Source organism: Maribacter sp. BPC-D8, assembly GCF_035207705.1.
In the GTDB taxonomy this organism is placed as follows: domain Bacteria; phylum Bacteroidota; class Bacteroidia; order Flavobacteriales; family Flavobacteriaceae; genus Maribacter.
The window spans coordinates 3,668,216-3,693,532 of sequence record NZ_CP128187.1 but is presented as its reverse complement, the minus strand read 5'-3'; the positions used below and the strand labels follow the sequence as shown (position 1 = coordinate 3,693,532).

8 protein-coding genes and 1 tRNA gene are annotated in these 25,317 nt (G+C 37.0%); 7 read left to right on the top strand and 2 right to left on the bottom strand.

The features are described from left to right. Positions 1-594 precede the first annotated feature (594 nt). The 4 genes from QSV08_RS16150 to QSV08_RS16135 all read left to right on the top strand — a co-directional run bounded on the left by QSV08_RS16150 (position 595) and on the right by QSV08_RS16135 (position 19,481). The gene (locus QSV08_RS16150) at positions 595-17,934 is read left to right on the top strand and encodes a T9SS type B sorting domain-containing protein (RefSeq protein ID WP_324024746.1); all 17,340 of its coding nucleotides are present in this window, start codon (positions 595-597) and stop codon (positions 17,932-17,934) included. Between the two features lie 21 nt (positions 17,935-17,955). Further along, positions 17,956-18,903 (top strand): type IX secretion system membrane protein PorP/SprF, encoded by a 948-nt coding sequence (locus QSV08_RS16145; protein ID WP_324028381.1) that lies wholly within the window; start codon positions 17,956-17,958, stop codon positions 18,901-18,903. 44 nt (positions 18,904-18,947) lie between these two features. Continuing rightward, positions 18,948-19,319: a dihydroneopterin aldolase gene (gene folB, locus QSV08_RS16140; RefSeq protein WP_324024745.1), complete on the top strand. Its 372-nt coding sequence runs from the start codon at positions 18,948-18,950 to the stop codon at positions 19,317-19,319. An 88-nt stretch (positions 19,320-19,407) separates the two neighbouring features. Next, positions 19,408-19,481: transfer RNA gene (locus QSV08_RS16135), tRNA-Cys, on the top strand. 84 nt (positions 19,482-19,565) lie between these two features. Here QSV08_RS16135 and QSV08_RS16130 read toward each other — a convergent pair. Then, a complete protein-coding gene (locus QSV08_RS16130; protein WP_324024744.1) occupies positions 19,566-19,979 on the bottom strand; it encodes a DoxX family protein in 414 nt (137 codons plus the stop codon). A gap of 6 nt (positions 19,980-19,985) precedes the next feature. Then, a complete protein-coding gene (locus tag QSV08_RS16125) occupies positions 19,986-21,146 on the bottom strand; it encodes an ATP-binding protein (RefSeq protein WP_324024743.1) in 1,161 nt (386 codons plus the stop codon). Positions 21,147-21,270: 124 nt separating this feature from the next. Between QSV08_RS16125 and QSV08_RS16120 the strand changes: the two genes are divergently transcribed. The 3 genes from QSV08_RS16120 (at position 21,271) to QSV08_RS16110 (ending at position 25,226) form a co-directional block, all read left to right on the top strand. Beyond that, positions 21,271-22,461: a phosphoglycerate kinase gene (locus QSV08_RS16120; protein ID WP_324024742.1), complete on the top strand. Its 1,191-nt coding sequence runs from the start codon at positions 21,271-21,273 to the stop codon at positions 22,459-22,461. 119 nt (positions 22,462-22,580) lie between these two features. Beyond that, on the top strand, positions 22,581-24,209 hold the full coding sequence (locus QSV08_RS16115) for a LysM peptidoglycan-binding domain-containing protein (protein WP_324024741.1): 1,629 nt from the start codon (positions 22,581-22,583) through the stop codon (positions 24,207-24,209). A 12-nt stretch (positions 24,210-24,221) separates the two neighbouring features. Beyond that, the gene (locus tag QSV08_RS16110) at positions 24,222-25,226 is read left to right on the top strand and encodes a DUF4837 family protein (protein ID WP_324024740.1); all 1,005 of its coding nucleotides are present in this window, start codon (positions 24,222-24,224) and stop codon (positions 25,224-25,226) included. Positions 25,227-25,317 lie beyond the last annotated feature (91 nt).

The window sequence follows — 25,317 nt, the reverse complement described above, 5'->3', positions numbered from 1 at the left end:
TTCTTAACCGCAGCCTTTTCAAATCTACTTTTGCGAAATCAACATTTTATATGTTTTTAAAAAGTACGCTTTGTGTCGTTTATTATAAATTTAAACCGGCTTTAATTTAGTAGATATGCTCGTTTAAAAGACGCTTTTATTAATGCATCTGCAGTCTATTTCAATGGACGGAATGTTTATTCTTAATGCGTTTTGCTTTAATAATCATCATTTTATAACCAAATTACATCGAATATTTTACCATAGAAAAACCAAATTAATTGATAAAAACTTAGAGCTTTTAAGACATTAGTTACCATTTCAAAATTCAAAAACTACCAGTTTATTTCGAAAATATTTACAACTAAATTTTATCTATTTACCACTTAAATTAAAATATCAAAGTTACGCTAGTGGGTACTTAATCGTTGAAATACACTCTTTTCTTAAAATCACAAACCCATTCTATTTGCTGTTTCACAACAGAAAACATCGTTACCACAACAATAAATTCTTTACGTAACTACTAAGGTTAATATTTGTTATTGGAGAATTTCCCGCTGAACGATGCGAAATGGATATCGAATGATAGGAAGCCTCCAACAATTTTAGAACATGACCAAACTGACTCGTTTTTTAGATTTTACCAAACACACTTCTCTTATGGGAAAACAGTACTCAAAATATTTATTTTTCATTTTATTCTTGGCACTAGGTTTACAAACCGCCGTATCTCAGGTTAAAAATGATTTCGACGTTCGTTACGAAGCTGATATTCGAGGTGAACTAACCTTTATTGCGAACAACATTGTCAACAGGTACGAGCCTTCTACAACCCGTAGACAATGGGTGTGGAGAAATGGTCGTTGGAGAATAGAAAACGTAACTACCCCAGAAGTATCTGCAAATACGCCTCTTAACGCCACGGGGAGTGCTTCAAATTACAATGACAATTATGACATGCGCTACATTGATGTCGATAGTGATACCAGCACTTTTAGTTCTAGTAGTGCGAACTTGGTAATACCCGATGTTGATTGTTCTTTAGTGCGCTATGCAGGTTTATATTGGTCGGCCGTTTATGTAAATTCAGATAGAAGTACTATTGATGATATTAAGTTTAGAACACCAGGTGGTGCATACCAAGATATCACTGCAGATGAGATAATTTTTGATGGTGCTGGCGATGCTGATTTTGGATATTATAGTCCGTATGCTGCATATAAAGATGTAACTTCAATAGTTACTGGTTTGGCAAATCCTAACGGAGATTATTTTGTTGCCAATGTAAGAGCTAGTACTGGAAATAGTATTTCTGGTGGTATTTCTGGTGGATGGAAAATGGTTATTGTTTATGAAAACCCAAATTTACCTGGTGATAAATTTATAACAACTTTTGATGGTTATGCAGGTGTAAAGTCAGGAGAAAGTATTGATATCCCGGTTAACGGATTTACTACTTTACCCGCACCATTTCCAGTATATGCAAACATGGGTGTTGCTGCTTTAGAAGGTGATAACCGAATTGGCGGTGATGCTTTACAAATAAATGCTAACGGGTCTTTTACTACATTATCTAATGGACAAAACCCTGCTAATAATTTTTTTAATTCTAGTATTACTCAATTTGATACTCAATATACAACCAGAAACCCTAATAGTATAAATACATTAGGTTGGGATGTTGACCTTTTTGAAATACCAAATGGTGGTGCCAGTAATACGATTATACCTAACGGTGCAACTAGCGCTATTTTAAGAGCAAGCTCCTCTCAAGATAAATATGATATCTTCTTTACGTCTTTTGATGTTGATATTATTGCTCCGAATATTGTTTTGGAGAAAAGAGTACAAACACCGGGTGGTGTAGATATTACAGGTCAAGGTGTGCATTTAGGGCAAACCTTAGATTACGTTTTAACTTTCGAAAACATTGGTAATGATGATGGTGTAAACTATACGATTAGAGATGTATTGCCAGTAAACGTTTCTCCACCAGATGGGCGAAGCTTTTTTAATGATACAGATTTTACCTTTCCTGCTCAAATATGTACTGGTACCCCAAGAACTTGTTACGAGATAACATATACTTACGACCCAGCAACAAGAGAAATTGTTTTCAGCATACCAGATGTTTATGTAGAAGATGAAGATGGTGAATATTCTATTGGTTTTCGTGTTCAAGTTGCCGAAAACTGTTTTGACTTTATTGATGCGTGTTCAGATTTAATTGAAAACTTAGCTTATAGTTCATATAGAGGTGAGAATAATTCTGCACAGGTTACAGATGATCCGAGTGTAACTGATTTTAATACATGCGGTTTTGTTATTCCGGGAGCTACAAACTTTCTTTTAGATGATCTTTCTGATTGTAACTTTGAAAGAACAATTGAACTTTGTGGTACCAGTGCTATTTTAAATGCTGGTGACGGTTTCGATTCTTATATATGGTATCGCGACACAAACAGTAACGGCGAGATTGATGCGTCTGATATTGAAATTAATGATGGTGATCCAGATAATGATCCTAGTACACAAGTTGTAACATTAGTTGGACAGTATATAGTTGATAAAATTGTTGCTGACCCCTGTAAAGGATTTAAAGAAATTATTACAGTAGAGCCATTTGGTTCTGGTAACTTACCTAACCCGGTAACAGAATATTTTAATGAGGTAAATGGCGACACAGACCCAAGTAATGATATACCTGGTGAAATAGTTTTCTGTTCTGACGACAGCTCGTACCTGCCAAAAATTTTCTTATGTGGTATTAACGATTCGCAGCCATTGGCAGTAAACATTGTTGATGCACAAAGCGTGGCTTGGGAAAGATTAGTTGAAGGTAGTTGTGGTGTTGATGTTGGCGAAGATTGTGCCAATAGAGCACTTACATGTACATGGACAGAAGTTGGTACAGGTAGTAACTATTTATTAAATGCACCAGGCGAATACAGACTTTCTGTTATTTATCAAAATGGTTGTACAAGTCGCTTTTTCTTTAAAGGTTTTCAGAATAACTTAGATATAGATTTTAATAATAGAGATATTGTTTGTGATACCGATGGTAACATTACTATTACAAATCTTGGTAGTGGTTATGGATATCAACTTGTAGATAATGATACCAATGCTACAATCGTTCCATTTAGTGCTAACAACGGACCAAGTTTTGATTTTGCTTCTGGTGAAAATGGTTCTTATAGAGTAGAGGTTACTCAACTTGATACTAGCGGTAACCCCATTGAAGATGCTTGTATTTTTACAACTCCAGTAATTGGGGTGCGTGAGCGAGCAATTACATATAATGTTAGTGTAACGCCTGAAACCTGTTTTAATTTAGGAACAGTTAACCTACAGATTACAGATGCAAATCCACCATATGCTTTTGAACTTAGAATAGATGACGGTGCAAATGGAGGATTAGGTACTCTTATAGATAGTCAAAATGGTCATGCAGACAATAACTACACTTTTACAGATGTAAGTGCTGGTGACTATATAGCTTATATTTCTACAGATGATGGATGTTCTTATAGTGAATCAGTAACTGTTATTGATGAAAATGACTTAGAGCTAACCGCAAGGGTATCTCAGCATATTACGTGTAGAGAAGGTAATATTTTAATGGATTCTGATGGTGGTAAAACACCACACACCTATGCCATTTGGGAATATATAGATGATTCTGGTAATATAGTTACTTCTTACCCAACGTATGCTGATATACCAGCAACCGACTTTCAGTCTAGTCAAATTTTTGACATTTTAAATCCTGGTGATTATGTCTTTGTAGTATTAGATAGAAACGGTTGTTATAAAGAATCAAACACGGTAACCATAGAATTTCAGCCTGCTGCTGATTTCGATGCCACTACAGTTAATGATGTTTTGTGTTTTGGTGAATCTACTGGTAGAATTCAGTATAACTTAATAGATAATAATGGGTATCAATTAACATTCTCTCTTTTTGATTCTGATGACCAACCTTTAGCCGAGAATACAACAGGTCTTTTTCCAAACTTGGCAGATGGTGATTATAGAGTTGTAATCAATCAAAGAAAAGGTAGTGCATCATGTGATTATGAAGAGAACTATTCTATTTCTGCACCCTCTTCAGCTATTAGTGGTACTTCGGTTCTGATTCAAGATTATACATGTTTACAAGAGGGTATTATCGAGGCTCAAAACGTTACCGGTGGTACCGCTCCATATGAATATAGTATTGATGGAATCAACTTTGTTCCAGATACGACCGTAAATGCACATCGTTTTGAAAACTTAACAGACGGCACTTATAATCTTATCATTAGAGATGCCACTGGTTGTACGCTAAGTACTGACGAAATTGTGATAGACAGACCAAATCCTCCAACAGATTTAACTATTGTGGAGTCTCAGATTACATGCCCGGCACAAACCGTTAATTTAACGGTAAATGCAATTAATGGTACGGCGCCATATGTATATTCAATTATAGCACCTGCTACAATTGCACCAACAAGCACAACAGGAAACGAAGCCGCTTTTGATGGTTTAGCTCCTGACACCTATACGGTAAGAGTTACAGATGCCGATGGTTGTTTTTATGATGAAAATTATACAATAAATGCAATCAACCCAATTACTGCAAACGGTCAAACTACACAACCAATCAGTTGTTTTGGTGCTGCAGACGGAGTTATTCGTTTTAATGTAAACTTGCAAGCTGGTCAAAACTTTACGTATACAATTACTGGTCCTACAGGAGTTGAAAGAACTGGCGGTACCGAAGCTTTAATTGATAACATCAATAACTTAGCACCTGGTATATATACAATTGATATTGTAGATACAGATACTAACTGTATATATTCTGCTACTCATGAATTAGAAGGTCCTGCTTCGGCATTGGCAATTTCTAGCTTAATAGAAACACAACCTAGCTGTACATCAGATGGCAGTGTAAGTGTTCTAGCAACTGGTGGATGGGGTAGTTATGTATATGAATTAAGCAATCCAGATGCTACTGTATTTGGTTCTAATACTACAGGTTCTTTTAATGGATTATTACAAACAGGAACATATAATGGAACAATTACCGATGCTAACAACTGTAGTATTCCATTCACGTTCGATTTAAATCCGGCAACGGCACCAGTTTTAGTAATTACACCAAATCAAGATTGTTTTGATGATGCTGTATTATTAACCTTGACGGCAAGTGTTTCTTCTGGTGGCGACGGTACTTTTGAATATAGCTTAAACGGTGGTGCTTTTAGTGGTACTAATGTATTCTCTGGTTTATTAGCTGGTACATATACTATTGATGTTAGAGACGGAAATAATTGTACAGATACAGAAAGTATTACCATAGACCCAGCGTTAACGGTAAATGCAAGCGCAAGTGATATTACTGCTTGTGGTACCGATACCGATATTACTATTGTTGGTGCTGGCGGAGATGGTAACTATGTATACGCTGTTGTTGCTGACGGAATTACGCCAACTGCTGGTGATTTCAACGCAAGTAACTCAGTTACTGTTACTGGAACGGGTGACTATGATGTATATGTTAGAGATAATAGTGGAGCAGCTGATTTCTGTGAAACTTTATATGATATTACAATAGACCAGGAAGCTCCTGTTGCTGCAACACCGACTATTGTAGATGTAACTTGTTTTGGTGGTAATAATGGTAGTATTTCATTAGCCCCAAGTGGTGGTGAAGCTCCTTATAGGTATAGTATTGATGGTGGTACTTTTGGCACCGTAAGTTCATTTAATAATCTTACTGCAGGTACATATGATGTTAGAGTTAGAGATGTAAACGATTGTGAAGTTACTTTATCTGTTGATGTAGATGAGTTACCTGAAATAGTAGCAGAAAGTGTACAAACAGAAGCGTATACATGTAATCAATTAGCAGAAATTACTGTTGGTAGCGTAACACCTACAACTGGTGGTTCTGGCTCTTATCAATATAGCTTAAACGGCGGCATTTGGACAGCAGCGACTGCTGGCGGAACTTTCTATACAGATTTGACCGATAACACATACACTGTTCAAGTAAGAGACGCAAACAATATCAATTGTGTTGTAACTCTTCCTGAAATTATCATTGCTCCTTTACCAACCATACCTTCTTTAAGTAGTAGTGTTGCTTATAGTTGTGATGGAACAGGGATTATTACAATTCTTCCAAACGATGCAACGTATACGTATAGCATTGATGGCAACACACCTCAAACGAACAATGTATTTAGCAATGCAATAGTAGGTCAACATACAATTACCGTAGATTATGGTAGTGAGTGTACTACAGATATTATTGTAACTGTCGAAGATGGTTTTCAGTTTGAAGCAGCAATGCTTTCTTATAAAGATTTAGATTGTAATGCAGATAACTCTGGTTCGATCACTTTTGAAGTGGCTAATTATGGTGCAAGCGGATTTGAATATAGTTTAGATGATTTTGCCAGTATTTTAGGTAGTACTACGGTATCACCACAAACGATATCTGGTCTTGCAGCAGGTAGTTATAGAGTTTATGTTAGAGATGCAGCAAGTACTTTACCAGGTTGCGCAAAATTTTTCGATCAAATTATTGATGAGCCTACTTTAGTTGTTGCTGATGCAAATCTTACGCAAGATTTTACATGTAACAATGGTGGTGCAGAAATTACGGCTAGTGCAACAGGTGGTACTCCGGGCTATATGTATCAATTAGAAGAAGATGTGCTCGGAATTGTAACTGCATACCAAACAGAAACTGTTTTTAACGGACTGCCTGCAGGTACATATTATGTTCGTGCGAGAGACGCAAATGGTTGTTCAGACTTAAGCGATACACCAATTGTAGTTACTGCTCCATTAACTCCTGTATTTACACTTCAAGAAACGGTATGTTATAGTGGTAGTAATGATGCAACTATTGTTGTAGATGTGACTGCAGGAAATGGTGATTACCAATTTAGAATCAACGGCGGTTCTTATGTTACTCCGGCTCCAGTAAATGCAACGACTTATACGTTCACGGGATTATCAAATGGTACATATACCGTTGAGGTTACCGATGCTTTTGGTTGTGATGCTGCGGCTCAAACCATAACCATCGAACAACAAGTAACAGTTAGCGCAAGTGCAAGTACAATAACTGCTTGTGGTACTGATAGTGAAATAAATATTACCGCTGCAGGTGGTGATGGTAATTACGTTTATGCGGTCGTTGCTGACGGAGCTATTCCAACAGCTGGCGATTACGGAACAACGAATCCGGTTACCGTTACTGGTTCTGGAGATTACGATGTTTATGTTTTGGACAATAATGGAGGCGCAGATGCGTGTCCTGCCATGTATGATATTAATATTGCTCAAGATGCTCCTGTAGCAGCAACACCAACTGTTGTTGATGTTACTTGTTTTGGAGGTAATAACGGTAGTATTTCTTTAGCACCAAGTGGTGGTGAAGCACCATACACTTATAGTGTTGATGGTGGAACTACTTTTGGTTCGGTTAGCTTATTCAATAATTTAACTGCTGGTACTTATGATGTTCGAGTTAGAGATGTAAACGATTGTGAAGTTACATTATCTGTTGATGTAGATGAGTTACCTGAAATAGTAGCAGAAAGCATACAAACAGAAGATTATACATGTAACCAATTAGCAGAAATTACTGTTGGTAGCGTAACACCTACAACTGGTGGTTCTGGTTCTTATCAATATAGCTTAAACGGTGGTACTTGGACAGCGGCAACTGCTGGTGGAACAGTATTCACCGACTTGTCTGATGGTACATTTACCGTTCAAGTAAGAGATGCAAATAATATTGCATGTGTAATTAATCTTCCGAATATCATTATTGCTCCTTTACCAACAGCACCTTTATTAAGTAGTACTGTTGCTTATAGCTGTGATGGAACAGGGATAATTACAATTCTTCCAAATGATGCTACATACACTTATAGCATTGATGGCAATACGCCTCAAACGGGCAATGTGTTCAATAATGCTACAGTTGGTCAACATACCATTACTGTAGATTATGGTAGTGAGTGTACTACGGATATCATTGTTGATGTTCAAGATGGTAATGCTTTTGATGCTGCAATTTTATCTTATGAAGATTTAGATTGTAATGCAGATAATTCTGGTACGATAACTTTTGAAGTCGAGAATTTCGGAGCAGGTGGTTATGAGTATAGCTATGATAGTGCTTTTGCAACTATCGAAGGTAGTGATACTGCTGCAACACATCAAATAACTGGTTTATCTCAAGGCACTTATACAATTTATGTTAGAGATGTTGACAACCCAATTGCCGGTTGTACTAAAATGTTGACTCAAATTATTAATGAGCCTTCAGTTTTAACGGTTTCTAATACGCCAACACAACCTACATGTATTGATGACGGTGCTGTAAATATTACGGTAACAGGTGGTACTTCTGCATATTCTTATGTAATTGAATTACCAAATGCTTCATCAACGCCTGCACAGAATTCAGGAATATTTACAGGTCTTGATCAATTAGGTTTACATACCATTACGGTTACCGATGCAAATGGATGTACGGAAACGGACACCTTTACATTAACAGCACCTGTTGCTCCAGTAGCAAGTATTTTACCAAGTTCAGATGTATGTTTTGATTCTTCTGTTTCAGGTTCAGCGACTATTGAAGTTGGTGCAACTGGCGGTGTGGCTCCATATACCTATAGAATGGGTACAGGTACATTTACAACTGTTAATACTTTCGCAAGTCTTACGCCTGGTAGTTATACTTTTGAAATTAGAGATACCAATGGTTGTACCGATACGGTAACTTTTGATATTGAAGCTCAATTAACGGCAACACTTACATTGGATAAAGACCTAGATTGTACTGCATCACCAGATGCTACAATGAATTTAGTTGCAAGTGGTGGTTATGCTCCATTTACATATGAATTAGACGTTAATGGTGGTGGTTATGCTGCTTTCGTAGGAACATTCCCACACTCAACGGCAACAGCAGGTACATATAGATTTAGAGTAACAGACGACCAAGGTTGTACTGCTGTTTCTAATTTGGTTACGGTTACAGCAACGGTAAATCCTGTTGCGACTGAAACGGTAACGAACCCTACTTGTTTTGGTGATGCTAACGGTATTGTTGAAATTAACATTGACCCTAATTTTGGTTCTTCCCCTTATGAAATTAATTTTAATAGTGGTGGATTTTCAAATCAAAGAGTCTACACAGGTTTAGCTGCTGGCACATACACATATATTGTTAGAGATTCTAAAGAATGTACGTATAATGGCAGTGTAGATGTTGTTGACCCTGTATTGTTCGATGCAAATGTTGTGGCTACTGACGTTAGTTGTGGAGCAACAGGTGATATACCAGGAAGTATAGAAATTACAATTACAAGTGGTGGTGCACCAAACTTTACATATACACTTTACGATAATCTTAATAATATAGCGACAACAACTAGTCCAAATCCTGTTGTAAACACTACAGCTACTATAGTTAACTTCGGTGGTTTGGTGTTCGGAGATTACTATGTTCGTGTGTTAGATGCGAATGGTTGTGAATACTATGAAAACCCAGTAAGAGTTCTTTCTAACCCATATATTGCTGTTGATGCCGTAATACCTGCTGTTAGTTGTGTAACTGGTGGTACAGTTGAACTTACGGCTAGTGGTGGTTCTGGAAATTATGATTTCACGATTTATGGTGCAGGTACAACGCCAGATACTGAGACACCAGGTGCTACTACTGATGAGGAAGTAGCAACGTATAACGGACTTAATCCTGGTCAGAATTATGTATTCCAGGTGATTGATGTAACAACAGGTTGTTCTAGTTATATTGATGCTGACATTCCTAATTTATCAACTATTGATGTAGTACCAACCCCAACGGTAACCGATGTTGCTTGTTATGGTGATACCAATGGATCAATTGCTTTCCAATTCCAAGGTTATGATGCGGCGGTAACGACCATTAATTATGAATTAAGAGAAAGTATAACGAATACACCAGTTGGTGCTGCATATTCTGGTAGTGTAACGGGTCCAAACGGTCCTGGTCCAACTGCTACGGAAACAGTTTCGAATATTCCTCCTGGAGATTATGTGTTATTTTTCCAAGAAGCGGCTACACCAGAGTGTACAAATACTTTTGAGTTTAGAATATTAGAGCCTAATCCGGTTACATTGACTTTGGCAGACCAAAATAATGGGTACTGTTCAGAGGATGCTAACGTAACTGTTATTGCAGGTGGCGGTAATGGGTCTTACACATATGCTTATGTTCAAGATGGTGCTACTCCAGTATCTGGCGATTATGAAACTAATAATTACAAAGAATTAGATCCTTCTGTAAATACAGATTGGGATATTTATGTGATGGATGGTAATGGTTGTTCAACAGCTTTACCAATAGATGTTACTATTGCAGATGACCCAACCCCAGCTATTTCTGGTTTGGTAATCAACCAATGTACTGCAGATGAGGGTGACTTTATTATAGAAATTACGTTAGACGGCGAAGGGTCGCAACCATACACACTTAGTGTAAACAGTGGTTCATACCAGTCTTCTACATTAACAACTGCAGGTACTACGCATCAGTTTACTGACCTTAGTTCTGGTAGTTATACCGTTCAGGTTCGTGATTTTAACGGATGTGGAAATGTAGAAAACATTGAGATTTTCGCTCCAGTTTCTATTTCTGCTGAGGTTGTTGCACAACCATCATGTGCTGAAGGAGACGGTGAAATCTTAATAAAAGGCTTTGGCGGTTCTACAAATTACGAATATGAATTATTTGAAGGTGGAGTAAGTGTAAACGGAGCGCCACAACCAATGGCTAGCTTTACAGGTTTAGATTCTGGTACGTATACTGCATTTGTATATGATACTACACTAAGCGGATGTAGTGCCCAGGTAATAATATCACTTGAATTAGCTACACCGGTATTGTTTACTACGGTAATGACCGATGTTACTTGTTTTGGTGATTCTGACGGTACTATCGTTGCAACATTAGATGCAACAATGGATAATCCTGTTTATGAATATCAATTATACATTAGAACAGCTCCATTAACATTAACTCCGGTTGGTGTGTCACAAACATCAGGCATATTTACAAATTTACCTGCTGAAGATTATGTAGTAGGTGTTACTTCTGGTCGTGGTTGTGAATTAGAGGTTGATAGTCCGGTAAATACTCCGTTACAAATTACTAATGTGAATGCAAGCGTTGTTGAATTTGGTTGTACCGTTGGTAACAATTCAAACAATGCAACAGTAACTGTAGATACTGCAGCTATTACAGGCGGTAGTAGTACTTATGTTACGTATGAGTTTATTGATAGCAGTTCTGCTATTGTTCAGTCTGGACCATCAAACGTATTAACGGTTATTGATAGAACAGGGGAGACTTATACTATTAATGTATATGATGACAAAGGTTGTTCAGGTAGCACAACAGCTACGGTATTACCTTATGATGAAATGACAGGTGCAACGGCTGCGGTAACTACTACAGTTACGTGTGCTCCAGGAAGTGATGGTGTAATTACAGTTACAGCAACGTCTTCTGCTAGTGATGATACGAAATATGAATATAGTATCGATAACGGTACAAGTTATGTTCCAACCAATGTCTTTAGCGGATTGTCTGCAGGAAACTATAATTTCTTAATAAGACATACAGATACAGGTTGTATTGTAACGGCTTCAGCTATAATTGAAGAGCCAAATACGTTTACTATCGATGTTATAAAAACAAGTGATGTAGTTTGTTTTGGAACGGATACTGGCGAAGTAACTTTTGAATTAGTTGATGCTACATATAGCACAGGTTTTAATTGGGAAATTTTCCGTACCGATAATACTTCAGTTGATAGTGGTTCAGAATTGGCAAATGGTCCAACTCCAATAATTAACTTAGGTGTTGGTGAATACTATGTTTCTATTTCACAAACAAACAATCCGTTCTGTACTAATGTTGAATTTTTCAATATTGCAGGTCCTGATGCTGATATTAGCGGAAACACTGTAGTAACAGAAATTACATGTAACCCAGGAACTGATGGTTCAATTACAATTACTGACGTAGTCGGTGGTTGGGGTGGCTATACGTATTATGTAGGTGTAGGTGTTCCTGCTACTACAGATTTCGTAGCAGATGCTGCTTTCACAGGATTAGGAGCTAATACATACCAAGCATGGGCTCGTGACTCTGAAGGTTGTGAGCGATTGATTCAAGATAATATTGTTCTTGATGTTCCAGATCTTATTGATGCCGATTTACTTGTTACTCAAGAGAACTGTACAAACTTACAGGGTGAAGTAACGGTTAGCAACGTAGTTGGCGGGCAAGGAAGTAACTATACCTACCAATTAAGATTAAACGGTACAGATTTCCGAGCACCACAAAACACGCTAGTTTTTTCTGGTCTAGGTGCTGGCATATATGAAGTAATTGTTTCAGATCAATGGGGTTGTACATTTACAACTGACCCAGTGGAATTATACGAGCAGTTAAGCGCTACTACTTCTGTAGACAAAGCAATTGATTGTACAAGTATACCAGGTGGTACAATTACTATAAATGTAACGGGTGGTTCTACAAACCTTGAGTTTGTAATGACGCCTCCAACAGGTCCTAATGTTACACAAACAAACAATCCGATATTCACAGGATTAACTGTTGATGGTAGCTATAGTTTCTTAGTTAGAGATTTAGATACCACAAACCCTGTTTGTGAATTAACGGTAACGCAAGAGTTAGCTCCTGCAATTCAGCCAGTATTTACAGATTCTCATATAGATATTACATGTTTTGGATCTAACGACGGTTCAATTACATTGACACAGGTGGAAAACGGAGTAAACCCGTTGACATTTACCATATCTCCTGTGGCAGGAACATTTAATGCTAGCAACAATACGTTTGAAGGTTTACCTCCAAATACCTATGTAGTAACAGCAACGGGAACAAATGGTTGTAGTACTGCATCAGGTAACATTGTAATTGATGAACCTTTAGAGATACTTAATGTAACTACTTCGGTAGTAGAATTCGGTTGTACTGTGGGTAATAACCCTAACAATGCTACAATTACTGTTGACGAGACTGCCATTACAGGTGGTAGCGGTAACTATGTAATCTATGAGTTCGTAGATAGTAGTTCAGCTATTGTACAATCTGGTCCGTCTAGCGTGTTAACCGTTATAAACAAAGCAGGTGATACGTACACCATCAATGTTTATGATGACAAAGGATGTTCTGGTAGCACAACGGAAACCATACTTCCTTTTGATGAGATTGTCGATGCAGTTGCAAATGTTTCCAATACGGTTACTTGTGCACCAATTAGTGATGGAGAATTGACAGTAGTCGTAACTTCAACCTTAAGTGATGCTACGAAATTCGAGTATAGCATTGATAATGGCGTAAACTACCAACCAACCAACGTGTTCGGCGGATTATCTGCGGGATCGTATACGATTCTTGTGAAGCATTTAGATACAGGTTGTATCGTTTCTGCGACGCAAACGCTCGTAGAGCCAAATACATTTACCATCGATGTTGTAAAAACAAGTGATGTTATTTGTTATGGTACTGCAACAGGCGCTGTTAACTTTGAATTAGTTGATGCTACATACCCTGGCGGATTTACTTGGACTATTTATGACACCGAAGGTACATTAGCAAATACTGGTGATGATACCATTGTTATCTCTGGTACAGAAGCAACTACAAATGGTCCTACAGCAGATATTAGCTTAGAAGCCGGTAGTTACTATGTTTCAATTAGACAAGATAATAACCCATTCTGTACAAATGCAGAAGCATTCACTATAAACGGACCAACAGCTGATATCAGTGGTGATACCGTTGTAACTGAAATTACTTGTAACCCTGGTGATGATGGTTCAATTACAATAATCGATGTTGTCGGTGGTTGGGGTGGCTATACATACTATGTAGGTGTAGGTGTTCCTGCAACTGTAGATTTCGTGGCAGGTGCTACTTTCGATTCACTTACAGCTGGAACTTACCAAGCTTGGGCTCGTGACGCTGAAGGTTGTGAGAAATTAATTCAAGATAATATTGTACTTGATATTCCAGACCCGATAGCGGCAATATTAGAAGTAAATATAGAGAACTGTACAAACTTACAAGGAGAAATTGAAGTGAGTATGCCTACTGGCGGACAAGGAAGTAACTATACATACCAATTAAGATTAAACGGTACTGATTTCCGTGCACCACAAAACACAAGAGTATTTACAGGTCTTGGTGCTGGTAGTTATGACGTGACGATTATAGACCAATGGGGTTGTCCTTTTACAACTAATGCGGTGGTGCTTTATGAGCAAATGGATGTTTCTACGACAGTAGATAAGTCTATTGATTGTTCATCAATACCAGGTGGTGAAATCACGGTTAACGTAACCGGTGGTTCAACAAACCTTGAGTTTATAATGACACCTCCAACAGGTCCAGCAGTAACTCAGGCGAACAATCCAATTTTTACAGGTTTAGTTGCTGAGGGTACATATAGTTTCTTAGTAAGAGATTTAGATACAACGAATCCTGTTTGTGAAAGAACAGTGACTCAGACATTAGATGCTCCAGTAGATCCAGTATTATTAGACGCAACTATTGTAAACGTAAGTTGTTTCGGTGGTACAGACGGTAGTATTAGAGCTAATATTGATCCCGCTACAAATTCAAATCCTGAGTATCAATATGAATTATATGATATTGCTGACTTGGTTACTCCGATTGCAACACAGACCAATCCTTTGTTTACAGGGTTGCCAGAAGGTGATTATGAAGTAAGAGTTATTTCTAGTAGAGGTTGTGAAGACATCAAGAATGAAACGATCACAGAACCATTAGAATTAACGGTTAGTGCAGTGGCGACAGAATTTAGCTGTTCAGCAGATAATAGTGTTAACACGGCAACAATAACGGCGACTGCTGGCGTAGGTACAGGTACCGCACCTTATTTATACAGTATAGATAATATCATCTTCCAAGCATTGAATACATTTAATGTTAGCGATACAGGAAGTGCACAAACTATAGATGTATATGTAAAAGATGCCAAAGGTTGTACTACGTTCGATACGGTTACAATTCAACCTATCAACACGTTCACAGCTTCTATTGCTAAAGATGTAGCCATTAACTGTACAGTTGATGAAACAATAACAATCACGGTTGCAGATAATGGATTGGCACATAACTACGGTTATGAGTTGTTACCAATTGGTAATGCAACTGGTACATTGATAGGTACGACAGCAACTTCTGCGACCTATGAATTGAATACTGTAGGTTCTTATGTCTTTAGAGTTACAGATCTAGATACAGGTTGTTATGTAAATACAGCTAGTTATACTGTTGCACCGTTCGATTTCATAACGGCTACAGCAACAGCAACAACTGCAGTAACTTGTTTTGGTGAACTTAATGGAAGCTTAGAAATTGATGTTGACGGATATACTGGTAATTATACGTACGAGGTATTCAATGCTGCGGGTACATCTGTTATTCCTGCTACAGCATCAGATACTAGTGTTAATCCAAGAACGATTACAGGATTATCTGGCGGTAGTTACTATGTTACTATTACAGAAACTGATATTCCTTTATGTTCTGAAGACACTAATAGCGTAACTATAATTTCTCCGGACAGACCGTTGATTGGAACTGTTACAACGTTGGCTGAAGCTACTTGTACAGATGATCAAGGTGAAATTAGAGTTACCGCTGAAGGCGGATACAAACTTTATGATATTGTATTAACCAACACAACAACTGGTGATGTATATACAATGGATGACGTAAACGAGGCAGTCTTTACAGATTTAGCTGCGGGTGCTTATACAGTAAGCATTACCGATGATGCCGGATGTGAAGTAAACTATACAGAAACATTGGCAGCTGCGACTCCAATAGTAGCAAATGCTACTCCGCTTGTAACAGACTTAGCTTGTTACGGTGATACAGGAGCAGTAGTTACTGCAAATGTAACCGGTGGCGGTAGCGGCACATATAGCTATCAGTTGAACTATTACGATGCAACTGGTACTACGATTACGACTACTACGGGAGCCCAAACGAATCCTAATTTCAATGATTTAGGTGCAGGTTTCTATAGTGTTACCGTAGTTGACGGATGGAATTGTGATACCACAACAAATACCGTTGAGGTTAGAGAGCCAACCGAAGTACAGGCTAGCTTAATTAGAACCGACGCATTAACATGTGCTGAAGGCGCAGAATTTGAACTTACCGCATCAGGTGGTAGTGGTTCATATGAGTATAGTGTTGACAATATCAACTTCTTACCAATGACAGGCAATGTAGTTTACTTGCCAGAAACAGGTACGTATCAAGCGGGTAGATATCAATTCTATGTACGTGATGCAATTAACGGTTGTGCCTCTGCAATATCTAATGCAATTACTGAAAGCGAAATACCGCCATTATTGTTATTTGTTGATGATACTGCTGCAGTACTGAATTGTACTGGCGAAAGCACGGCTATTATTTATGCGACTGCCGATGGCGGATTAGGAAACTACCAATATGAATTGTTTACTGATAGTTCTTTAAGCGTAGCTTCTAGAATTGCAGGTCCACAATCGCAAGGAGTATTCAGAGATTTAAGTGCAGGTACATATTATGTAACTGTAATTAGTGATGACTGTGAAACAGCACCAGAAACTGTTGTTATTGCAGAGCCAACACCATTGACATATACAGAAAGCGTAATAGATATTACATGTTCTGGTGAAAATGATGGTGAAATAACGGTTACATTATCTGGTGGAGCTGGTGGTTATCAATATGCGATTTCTCCGAACTTAAATCAATTCTATTCTGAAGGTACATTTACAGAATTGACAGCCGGTGAGTATACGATAATCGCACAAGACCAAAATGGTTGTTTTGAATACTTGACATATACTATATCAGAGCCGTCTAGTTTAGAAGTAATGGCAGATACGACACCAGAAATTTGTGTTGATAGTAATGATGGTTCTATCATCCTTGAAATAACAGGAGGTACTGCACCATATAGTACGGCATTGAATTCTAATGACGATGCAGATTTTGTATTGAATAGAACAGAATTCTATGACATGGCAGCAGGTAATTACCTAATAGTAATTAAAGATGCTAATGGTTGTGATACTAACGTAGTAGTTGATATTGAAACCGGAGTAAACCTTAATGCTACTGTAGTGCCTATTTATGAATGCTCTAGTGATACACCAGATAATTTTGTGAATATCACTTTAGAAGATGATAGTGTAATTGGCGATGTGCTTTATGCGATAGATTCTGTTGATCCAGCTGCTTTACAGTTGAATCCTGATTTTAGAAACTCGGCACCAGGTAACCATTATATTACCATTGCACACTCTAATGGTTGTTTACAAACAATTGACTTTGTAATAGAAGCATTCGAACCATTGACACTTGTTTTAGAGCAAAATAACATGAATGAAATAACTGCTGTTGTAGAAGGTGGTCGTGAAGGTTATACTTACTACTTCGATGGTTTTGACAATGGTGATAATAATATATTCTATGTTACAAGAACAGATACCTATGAAGTGCGTGTTGTTGATGAGAACGGATGTTCTACTATTGCTAGCATATTTATGGAGTTCATAGACATTGAAATTGATAATTTCTTTACACCTAATGGTGATGGTCAGAATGATTTATGGATCCCTAGAAACATTGAACAATACCCTCAAATACTAATAAAAATATTTGACCGTTATGGTAGAGTGGTTTCCGAACAAGAAGTTGATTCTGAAGGTTGGGATGGAACATACTTAGACAACGAATTGCCAACCGGTGACTACTGGTACGTAGTTAAACTGAACGGCGATCGTGATGAAAGAGAATTTGTTGGACACTTTACTTTATACCGTTAAAAACTTAACCTAAAAATGATGATGCGGAACAGTCTATTGACACTGGTATTATTTATAAGCGTATTCTCCCTAAGAGGGCAGGAGCTTACTATACCTCAATTATCTCAATATCTTGCCGATAACCCCTTTGTAATGTCCCCAACTTACGCAGGTATTGGTGACCATGTTAAAATAAGACTTAACGGTCTTACACAATGGGTAGGTATTAAAGATGCACCCGATACCCAATCTCTAGCAGCAGATATGCGTGTTGGTGAAAAATCTGGTATTGGTATGGTTTTATATAACGATAGTAATGGTGAAACAAAGCAACAGGGAGCTAGATTCTCATTTGCGCACCACCTTACTTTAGACCGTTATGATGATGAGTTTTTATCATTCGGTCTCTCGTATAATTTTAACCAATTTAGAATTGATAACACAAATCCTGATTTAATTGCCGATCCAGCATATGTTGGCGATAAGGCAACAACAAATCACAACTTTGATATTGGTGCACTATATAGGTATGACAAATTTTATTTCAGTATCAATGCTTCAAATATCTTAGATAAAAATTTAAGTAATTTCAACGCCTTATACGAGCCTAATAGACTAAGAAACTATTATGTGTATACTGGTTATAGATACATGAAGAAAAGAACCAGCAAGATGGAAATTGAACCTTCTGTGTTGTTTCAGTTGTTCGAGAGTGATGGGCGTTCTGTTACGGATTTAAACTTGAAATTTAGATTTTACGATTTTGAAGATTATTTCTATGCAGGTGTCAACTATCGTTTCTTGAACGATCAAATTGGTAATCCGCTTTACATCGCTCCAATAGCAGGTTTAAAGAAAAGTAATTTTTACTTCGGATATTCTTATCAAGTTATACTTAACGAACTTCTTGGGTATAGTTCTGGTACGCATGTAATCACCTTAGGGGTAGATTTATTTCAAGGTATCAGTAATTGTCGTTGTACGTATTAATTCTACATGTAGATTGATTAAATTTGATCTCCAGAATATAAAGAATGGGTAAAGTACAATTAGAGAATATAAAAGCATATGCCCACCACGGGTGTTTGCCTCAAGAAACTAATATTGGTAGTGATTATTTGGTCAACGTTTCTGTTGATACAAATTTATTGATTGCCTCAGTTTCCGACGAGTTAAAAGATACTGTTGATTATGTTCATATTAACAAGATTGTAAAGCAAGAGATGGCAACGCCTTCTAAGTTATTGGAGCATGTCACTAAAAGAATAATTGACCGAATTTTTATTGAAATTCCGACCGTAGATTCTGCTATGGTATCTGTTTCTAAAATCAATCCGCCAATAAACGGAGACGTAGAAAAGGTAACGGTATCATTGAATTTACAAAGAGGACAATCTGTTCAGTAATTCATCAGACTTTAAATAATTATAATTTCTTAGTTTTTAATGCAGCTTAGATTGGGATAATTGTTTATTTTTGCTCTCGCTAAAAAATGGCATCGTGGCCGAGTGGCTAGGCGCAGCTCTGCAAAAGCTTGTACAGCGGTTCGAATCCGCTCGATGCCTCCAAAACCCTCCTAACTAGGAGGGTTTTTTGTTTCTAAGACTTTAGAATAAAAATTAGTCTTCACTTAAACCTAGGTTTATCACCTATTAAAAATGATAGCTCTGAGCTTGTAGTAGAAATACAAGTAAAATTGTTGGTATAAAATAAACCGCTATTGTTTTGGCACCTTCGTAATCTTTTGCAAGTCTCTGCCCGAATAATAGCATAAGCAATGTTATACCTGATAGTATTGCTCCATATAGTGCGAAACTTGATTTTCCTGAACTAAAAATCTCATATACACCTACTACACATAGTAAACCGGCAATAACCTCGGTTACCAAAATAATACCAACCAATAAAGGGACTATATTTTTAAAAATAGTTTTTGAGAAGTGTTCTTTCAGCCAAGATATATTACCGTTCCAATCGGTTATTTTATCAAATCCGCTTTGTAAAAAGGTGATGATCAAAAATAAGAGCAACAATATTACAGTAGAATTTTTCAGTAAAATATTCATGGTGGTTTATTTAAGTTCAGACTTCTTTCTGTGAAGCAGTCTAGTTAGTTTAATAGAAAGGTCGGTAAATATGATTTTAGAATTCCCATTTCTTTCCACATGGTAAATAGCATCTTCCAGCTCTTTGGTAATATCTATAATGTTGTTTTCATGAACAAAAGGTGCAAATTTCTTCAATTGAAATCCTTCGGCATGTATTTTTAGATAAGCAAGTTCTTCTGCACCATAATTAATCATGAGTGCCTGTCTCATAACCGTAATGCAGTAGCTTAGAAAGTTTTTCTGTGTTTCTCTACCGGTTTTTGCAACCTCTTCGCTCCACAATAACAATTCATGAATAGCGGCTTTATTGCCTTTTGCCTTAAAAGCAGTTCGAACCCATTGTACGAACCAATTTTCGAAAACTAAATCTTCAGAATCCTTATTTAAGAGATCAAGAGCTTTATTGTAGTTACCATTTGCCTCATGAGCCAATAGCATTGCTTCTGGTTTGCTAGCACCTTTCTCAGTTAAGGCTGAGGCAATAGCATCTTCTGCTAAAGGAGGAAAATGAACAACTTGACATCTAGATTTTATGGTCTGTATAATTTGCTCTTCGTCTTCACACAGTAGTAAGAAGATAGTTTTATCGGGCGGTTCTTCTATTAGCTTTAATAATTTGTTCGAAGCTGCAGTGTTCATCTTTTCTGCCATCCAAATTAACATCACCTTATAACCACCTTCATAAGATTTTAATGATAATTTTTTTACAATATCTTGTGCTTCATCAACACCTATTTGCCCTTGTTTCTTTTCAATTTCAATGTGGCGATACCAGTCAAAAAGATTTCCATAGGGCTGTTCTAGTATAAACTCTCGCCATTCTTTCATGTAATGGTTACTTACGGCGTGAGATTTTACCTTATCAGAATTAGAAACAGGAAAAGCAAAATGAACGTCTGGGTGGGCAAATGACTTGAACTTTAAATTGCAAGCTTCATTGCCACCATTGTTTTCTCCATTTGTATTTGAACATATAATATATTGAGCATATGCCAATGCCATAGGCAAAAGACCGCACCCCTCTGGACCAACAAATAATTGTGCATGTGGTATTCTACCGGCATCTGCACTTGATGCTAGGTGTTTTTTAATATGTGAAAGTCCTAAAATTTCATTGAATAACATAGATTCAAATATAGTTGTTTAAAGCACAACAAATTTAATGGTATTGGGTGTAAATTATCCTATTCAGCACTTTATCGCAAGCCATTTAATCTTTACATTTGTTACCTAACAAAAGTAATAGCACATGAAAGTATTGAATGACTTTAATTTTGAAGATAAAAAAGCGTTAATTAGAGTGGACTTCAATGTTCCATTAAATGACAAATTTGAAGTAACAGATAACACTAGAATTCAAGCAGCTAAGCCAACAATTATTAAAGTGTTGGAAGATGGCGGTAGTGCTGTGCTTATGAGCCATTTGGGAAGACCAAAAGGAGTGCGCAATCCAGATTTGTCTTTAAGTCATATCGTAGATGCTGTTTCTGATGTTATTGGGGTTACTGTAAAGTTTGTAAGCGACTGTGTTGGTGAAGAAGCTGAAAAAGCAGTTGCAGAATTACAGAATGGCGAGGTACTTTTATTAGAGAACCTTAGATTTCATAGTGAAGAAGAAAAAGGTGATGAAGCTTTCGCAGAAAAGCTTTCAAAGCTAGGAGATATATATGTTAATGATGCTTTTGGTACGGCTCACCGTGCACATGCATCTACTACTGTAATAGCTAAATTTTTTCCGGGTGCTAAGTGTTTTGGTTATTTATTAGCGAAAGAAATAGAGGCTATCGATAAGGTTATGGCTACAGGTGAAAAACCGGTATTGGCAATTTTAGGTGGAGCAAAAGTTTCTTCTAAGATTACTATCATCGAAAATATTCTTGATAAAATCGATGATTTGATCATCGGTGGCGGTATGACTTATACTTTTATTAAGGCGCAAGGTGGTAAAGTAGGAGATTCTATTTGTGAAGATGACAAGATGGAACTTGCGATGGAAATTCTTAAGCAGGCTAAGGAGAAAAATGTTAATGTACACATACCAGTAGATGTTATTGCTGCAGATGCTTTTGATGCGAATGCAAATACACAAGTAGTAGACGTTGACAAAATACCAGATGGTTGGCAAGGATTGGATGCCGGGCCTGATACATTACAAAACTTCAAAAAAGTGATTCTAGCTTCTAAAACAATTCTTTGGAACGGACCTATTGGTGTTTTTGAGATGGAAAAATTTGCAGCTGGTACTATTGCAGTTGGTAATTATATTGCAGAAGCTACTAAAGCAGGTTCTTTTTCATTAGTTGGTGGTGGAGATTCTGTTGCTGCAGTAAAACAATTCGGTTTTGAAAACAAAGTTAGTTATGTATCAACAGGCGGAGGTGCAATGCTAGAAAGTTTAGAAGGTAAAACTTTACCAGGGATCGCTGCTATATTAGACTAGTAAAGGGGTTATCGATAAACGGCATATAACGAAAATTTGTGCATTTTAAGAGAAATTATTTTATTCTCATTAAAAAATGTACGATTTTCGTTTGTTCCGTTAACGTAATTTACCCCACTATGAATAAAGTAACCTATAAGTGTTTTTATTTACTAGGATTAGCTTTGATGCCAGTCTTAGGATCTGCACAACAAGAAAATACTGTTTCTGCTGTTTCAGATTCTTTAAACAGCACTACTATAATTGTCAATGATTCAATCACAGAAGTGGTTCCTTTGAATCAATTAGATGTAGTAAAAAGTTCTAAAACCGAAAGTTTGGTTTTATACAAACCAACAGAATCTTCTTCTTATAATCTTCAGGATAATGCATTAGCAGCTAAGTTCGATAGTCTTTGGATGAAAGAACTCGTAGATGCAGCTCCGCTTTTTAATGAAATGTACCAAGAGGTATTAGAATTAGATACCGTTTCTACCTACGTTTTAGATTTGCCAACAGATACCTTAAAAATGCGTTTGGCAAAATTGAATGCGAAAACGCCTTTCAATGTAGAATACAATAAGTCTTTAGAAAGTGTCATTAAATCATTTCTAACTAGAAAAAGAGGTTTAATGGAGCGTATGCTTACCATTAGCCAATTTTACTTTCCTTTATTTGAACAAGAATTTGACAATAAGAACATTCCATTAGAAATGAAATATTTGTCTATTGTAGAATCTGCTTTAAACCCTAAGGCGCGTTCTAGAGTAGGGGCAACAGGTCTTTGGCAGTTTATGTACGGTACGGGTAAAGAAATGAAGCTGAACATTAACAGTTATGTTGATGAGCGTAGTGATCCAATAAAATCTACTGCTGCAGCCGCTAATTACTTAAATAGATTACATAGAATTTATGATGATTGGGATTTAGCCTTGGCTGCTTATAATTCTGGTCCTGGTAACGTAAATAAAGCTATTCGTAGAAGTGGCGGTCAACGTAATTACTGGAATATTAGAAGAAACTTACCTAGAGAAACTGCTGGCTATGTTCCAGCTTTTCAAGCTACCATGTATATTTTTGAGTATGCAGAAGAACATGGTTTGAAAGCAAAGATAGCGGATCGCGCCTATTTTGAAACAGATACAATTCATGTTAAAAGCTTAATAACCTTTGATCAGATCTCTGAATTGGCAGGTATTGATAAAGAAGAATTAAAGGTGCTTAACCCTCATTATAAATTAGACGTTATACCTTTTGTAGAAGGGAGAGCACATGCGCTAAGATTACCTGTTCATAAAATGGGAAAATTCGTAGCGAATGAAGAAGCTATATATGCTCATGTAGAAAAGGAATTGAAAAGTAAAGAAAGTCCGATTGCTCAAATAACGAAGCAAGCAGATGCAAATAGTATTAGATATAGAGTTAGAGATGGCGATTTTCTTGGAAAAATTGCTGAACGCTACGGTGTGCGTGTAAGCCAATTGAAACAATGGAACGGGTTGCGAAGTAATAATTTGAAAATCGGACAACGATTAACAATTTACCCAAAACATAATTCGGGTTCTTCTGTAAAACCTAAACAAACTCCTTCTAGAACGGCTGTTGCGAGCAATTCTAAAACACATGAAGTTAGAAGCGGAGACTCATTATGGACGATTTCTAAAAAATATCCTGGTGTAACTATAGATAATTTACGAAAGTGGAACGGTATTAGTGGTAACAATTTAAAGCTAGGCACAAAACTTAAATTGTGCGACTGTTCATCGTAAACCAAAACACCAATGAAAAAAAGAATTTCACTTTGTTTTTTAGCAATTTTAGGATTGTCAATTGCCTGTAAAGAAGACGGCAAAGCAGATTACCTACCAGAGTCGGTAGGCGCCATGAACACTTTAACGGTAGTTATAGATAATGATTTATGGAACAGTAATGTAGGCGATGCTATTCGTGAAAACTATACCGCTGCTGCACAAGGTTTAACTTGGGACGAAGCGCTTTTTAGTGTTACCCAAATACCACAACAAATTTTCACGGGATCTATTCGTAATACAAGCTCAGTGCTGTATGTTATGGAAGATACTTTGAATGTAGCCCACATGAAATCTAACATGTATTCGAAACCGCAGAAAGTGGGGGTGATCAAGGGGCGAAATAAAGAAGAGATAATTGCAAATATTAAAAAGACGGCTCCAGAATTTATTGCAGACTTTAAAGCCCTTGAAATTGCAAAAGCCCAAAAAAGATTCGAGAAATCATTAAATAAGGAAAAAGCACTAGAAGATAAATTCGATATTTCGATGAAAATACCTTCTATTTATAGAGTTGGAAGGGAAGAGGATAATTTTGTGTGGATAGATCGTCAAATTCAAAAAGGGAATATGAATATTATCGCATACACCATGCCTTGGGATAGTTTTCAGAACGATTCTACTTTTGTTCAAGACATTATAAAGATGCGTGATTCTATTGGCGGACTTTATATTGGCGGTGAAGATATTCCTGGAAAGAATAATCATATGATTACAGAAAAAGCTTTTTCTCCATATGTCTTTCCTGCTGAGGTTTCAGGTAGAAAAGCAGCAGAAGTGAGGGGAATTTGGGAAATGTCCGCTTATCCTATGGCAGGTCCGTTTTTAACCTATATCATAAGTGATAAAGAGAACAATCGTAAATTGATTGTTGAAGGGTTTGTTTTTGCCCCAGCAACCAAGAAAAGAGATTACATGTTCGAGCTAGAAGCAATTATGAAATCTGTACGGTTCAATGTTAATGAACAAGACAAATAACTAATTTCAATTTAGTTTTATAAAATGCAAAAGGCTCAGGAATTTCCTGAGCCTTTTTTATGTGAAATAGGTTTGTTGTTTGATTACAAAC

Excerpts from the sequence above, each read along its gene's own strand:
- QSV08_RS16150 (WP_324024746.1), top strand. The coding sequence starts at position 595 with ATGACCAAACTGACTCGTTTTTTAGATTTTACCAAACACACTTCTCTT.
- QSV08_RS16145 (WP_324028381.1), top strand. The coding sequence starts at position 17,956 with ATGCGGAACAGTCTATTGACACTGGTATTATTTATAAGCGTATTCTCC.
- folB (WP_324024745.1), top strand. The coding sequence starts at position 18,948 with ATGGGTAAAGTACAATTAGAGAATATAAAAGCATATGCCCACCACGGG.
- QSV08_RS16130 (WP_324024744.1), bottom strand. The coding sequence starts at position 19,979 with ATGAATATTTTACTGAAAAATTCTACTGTAATATTGTTGCTCTTATTT.
- QSV08_RS16125 (WP_324024743.1), bottom strand. The coding sequence starts at position 21,146 with ATGTTATTCAATGAAATTTTAGGACTTTCACATATTAAAAAACACCTA.
- QSV08_RS16120 (WP_324024742.1), top strand. The coding sequence starts at position 21,271 with ATGAAAGTATTGAATGACTTTAATTTTGAAGATAAAAAAGCGTTAATT.
- QSV08_RS16115 (WP_324024741.1), top strand. The coding sequence starts at position 22,581 with ATGAATAAAGTAACCTATAAGTGTTTTTATTTACTAGGATTAGCTTTG.
- QSV08_RS16110 (WP_324024740.1), top strand. The coding sequence starts at position 24,222 with ATGAAAAAAAGAATTTCACTTTGTTTTTTAGCAATTTTAGGATTGTCA.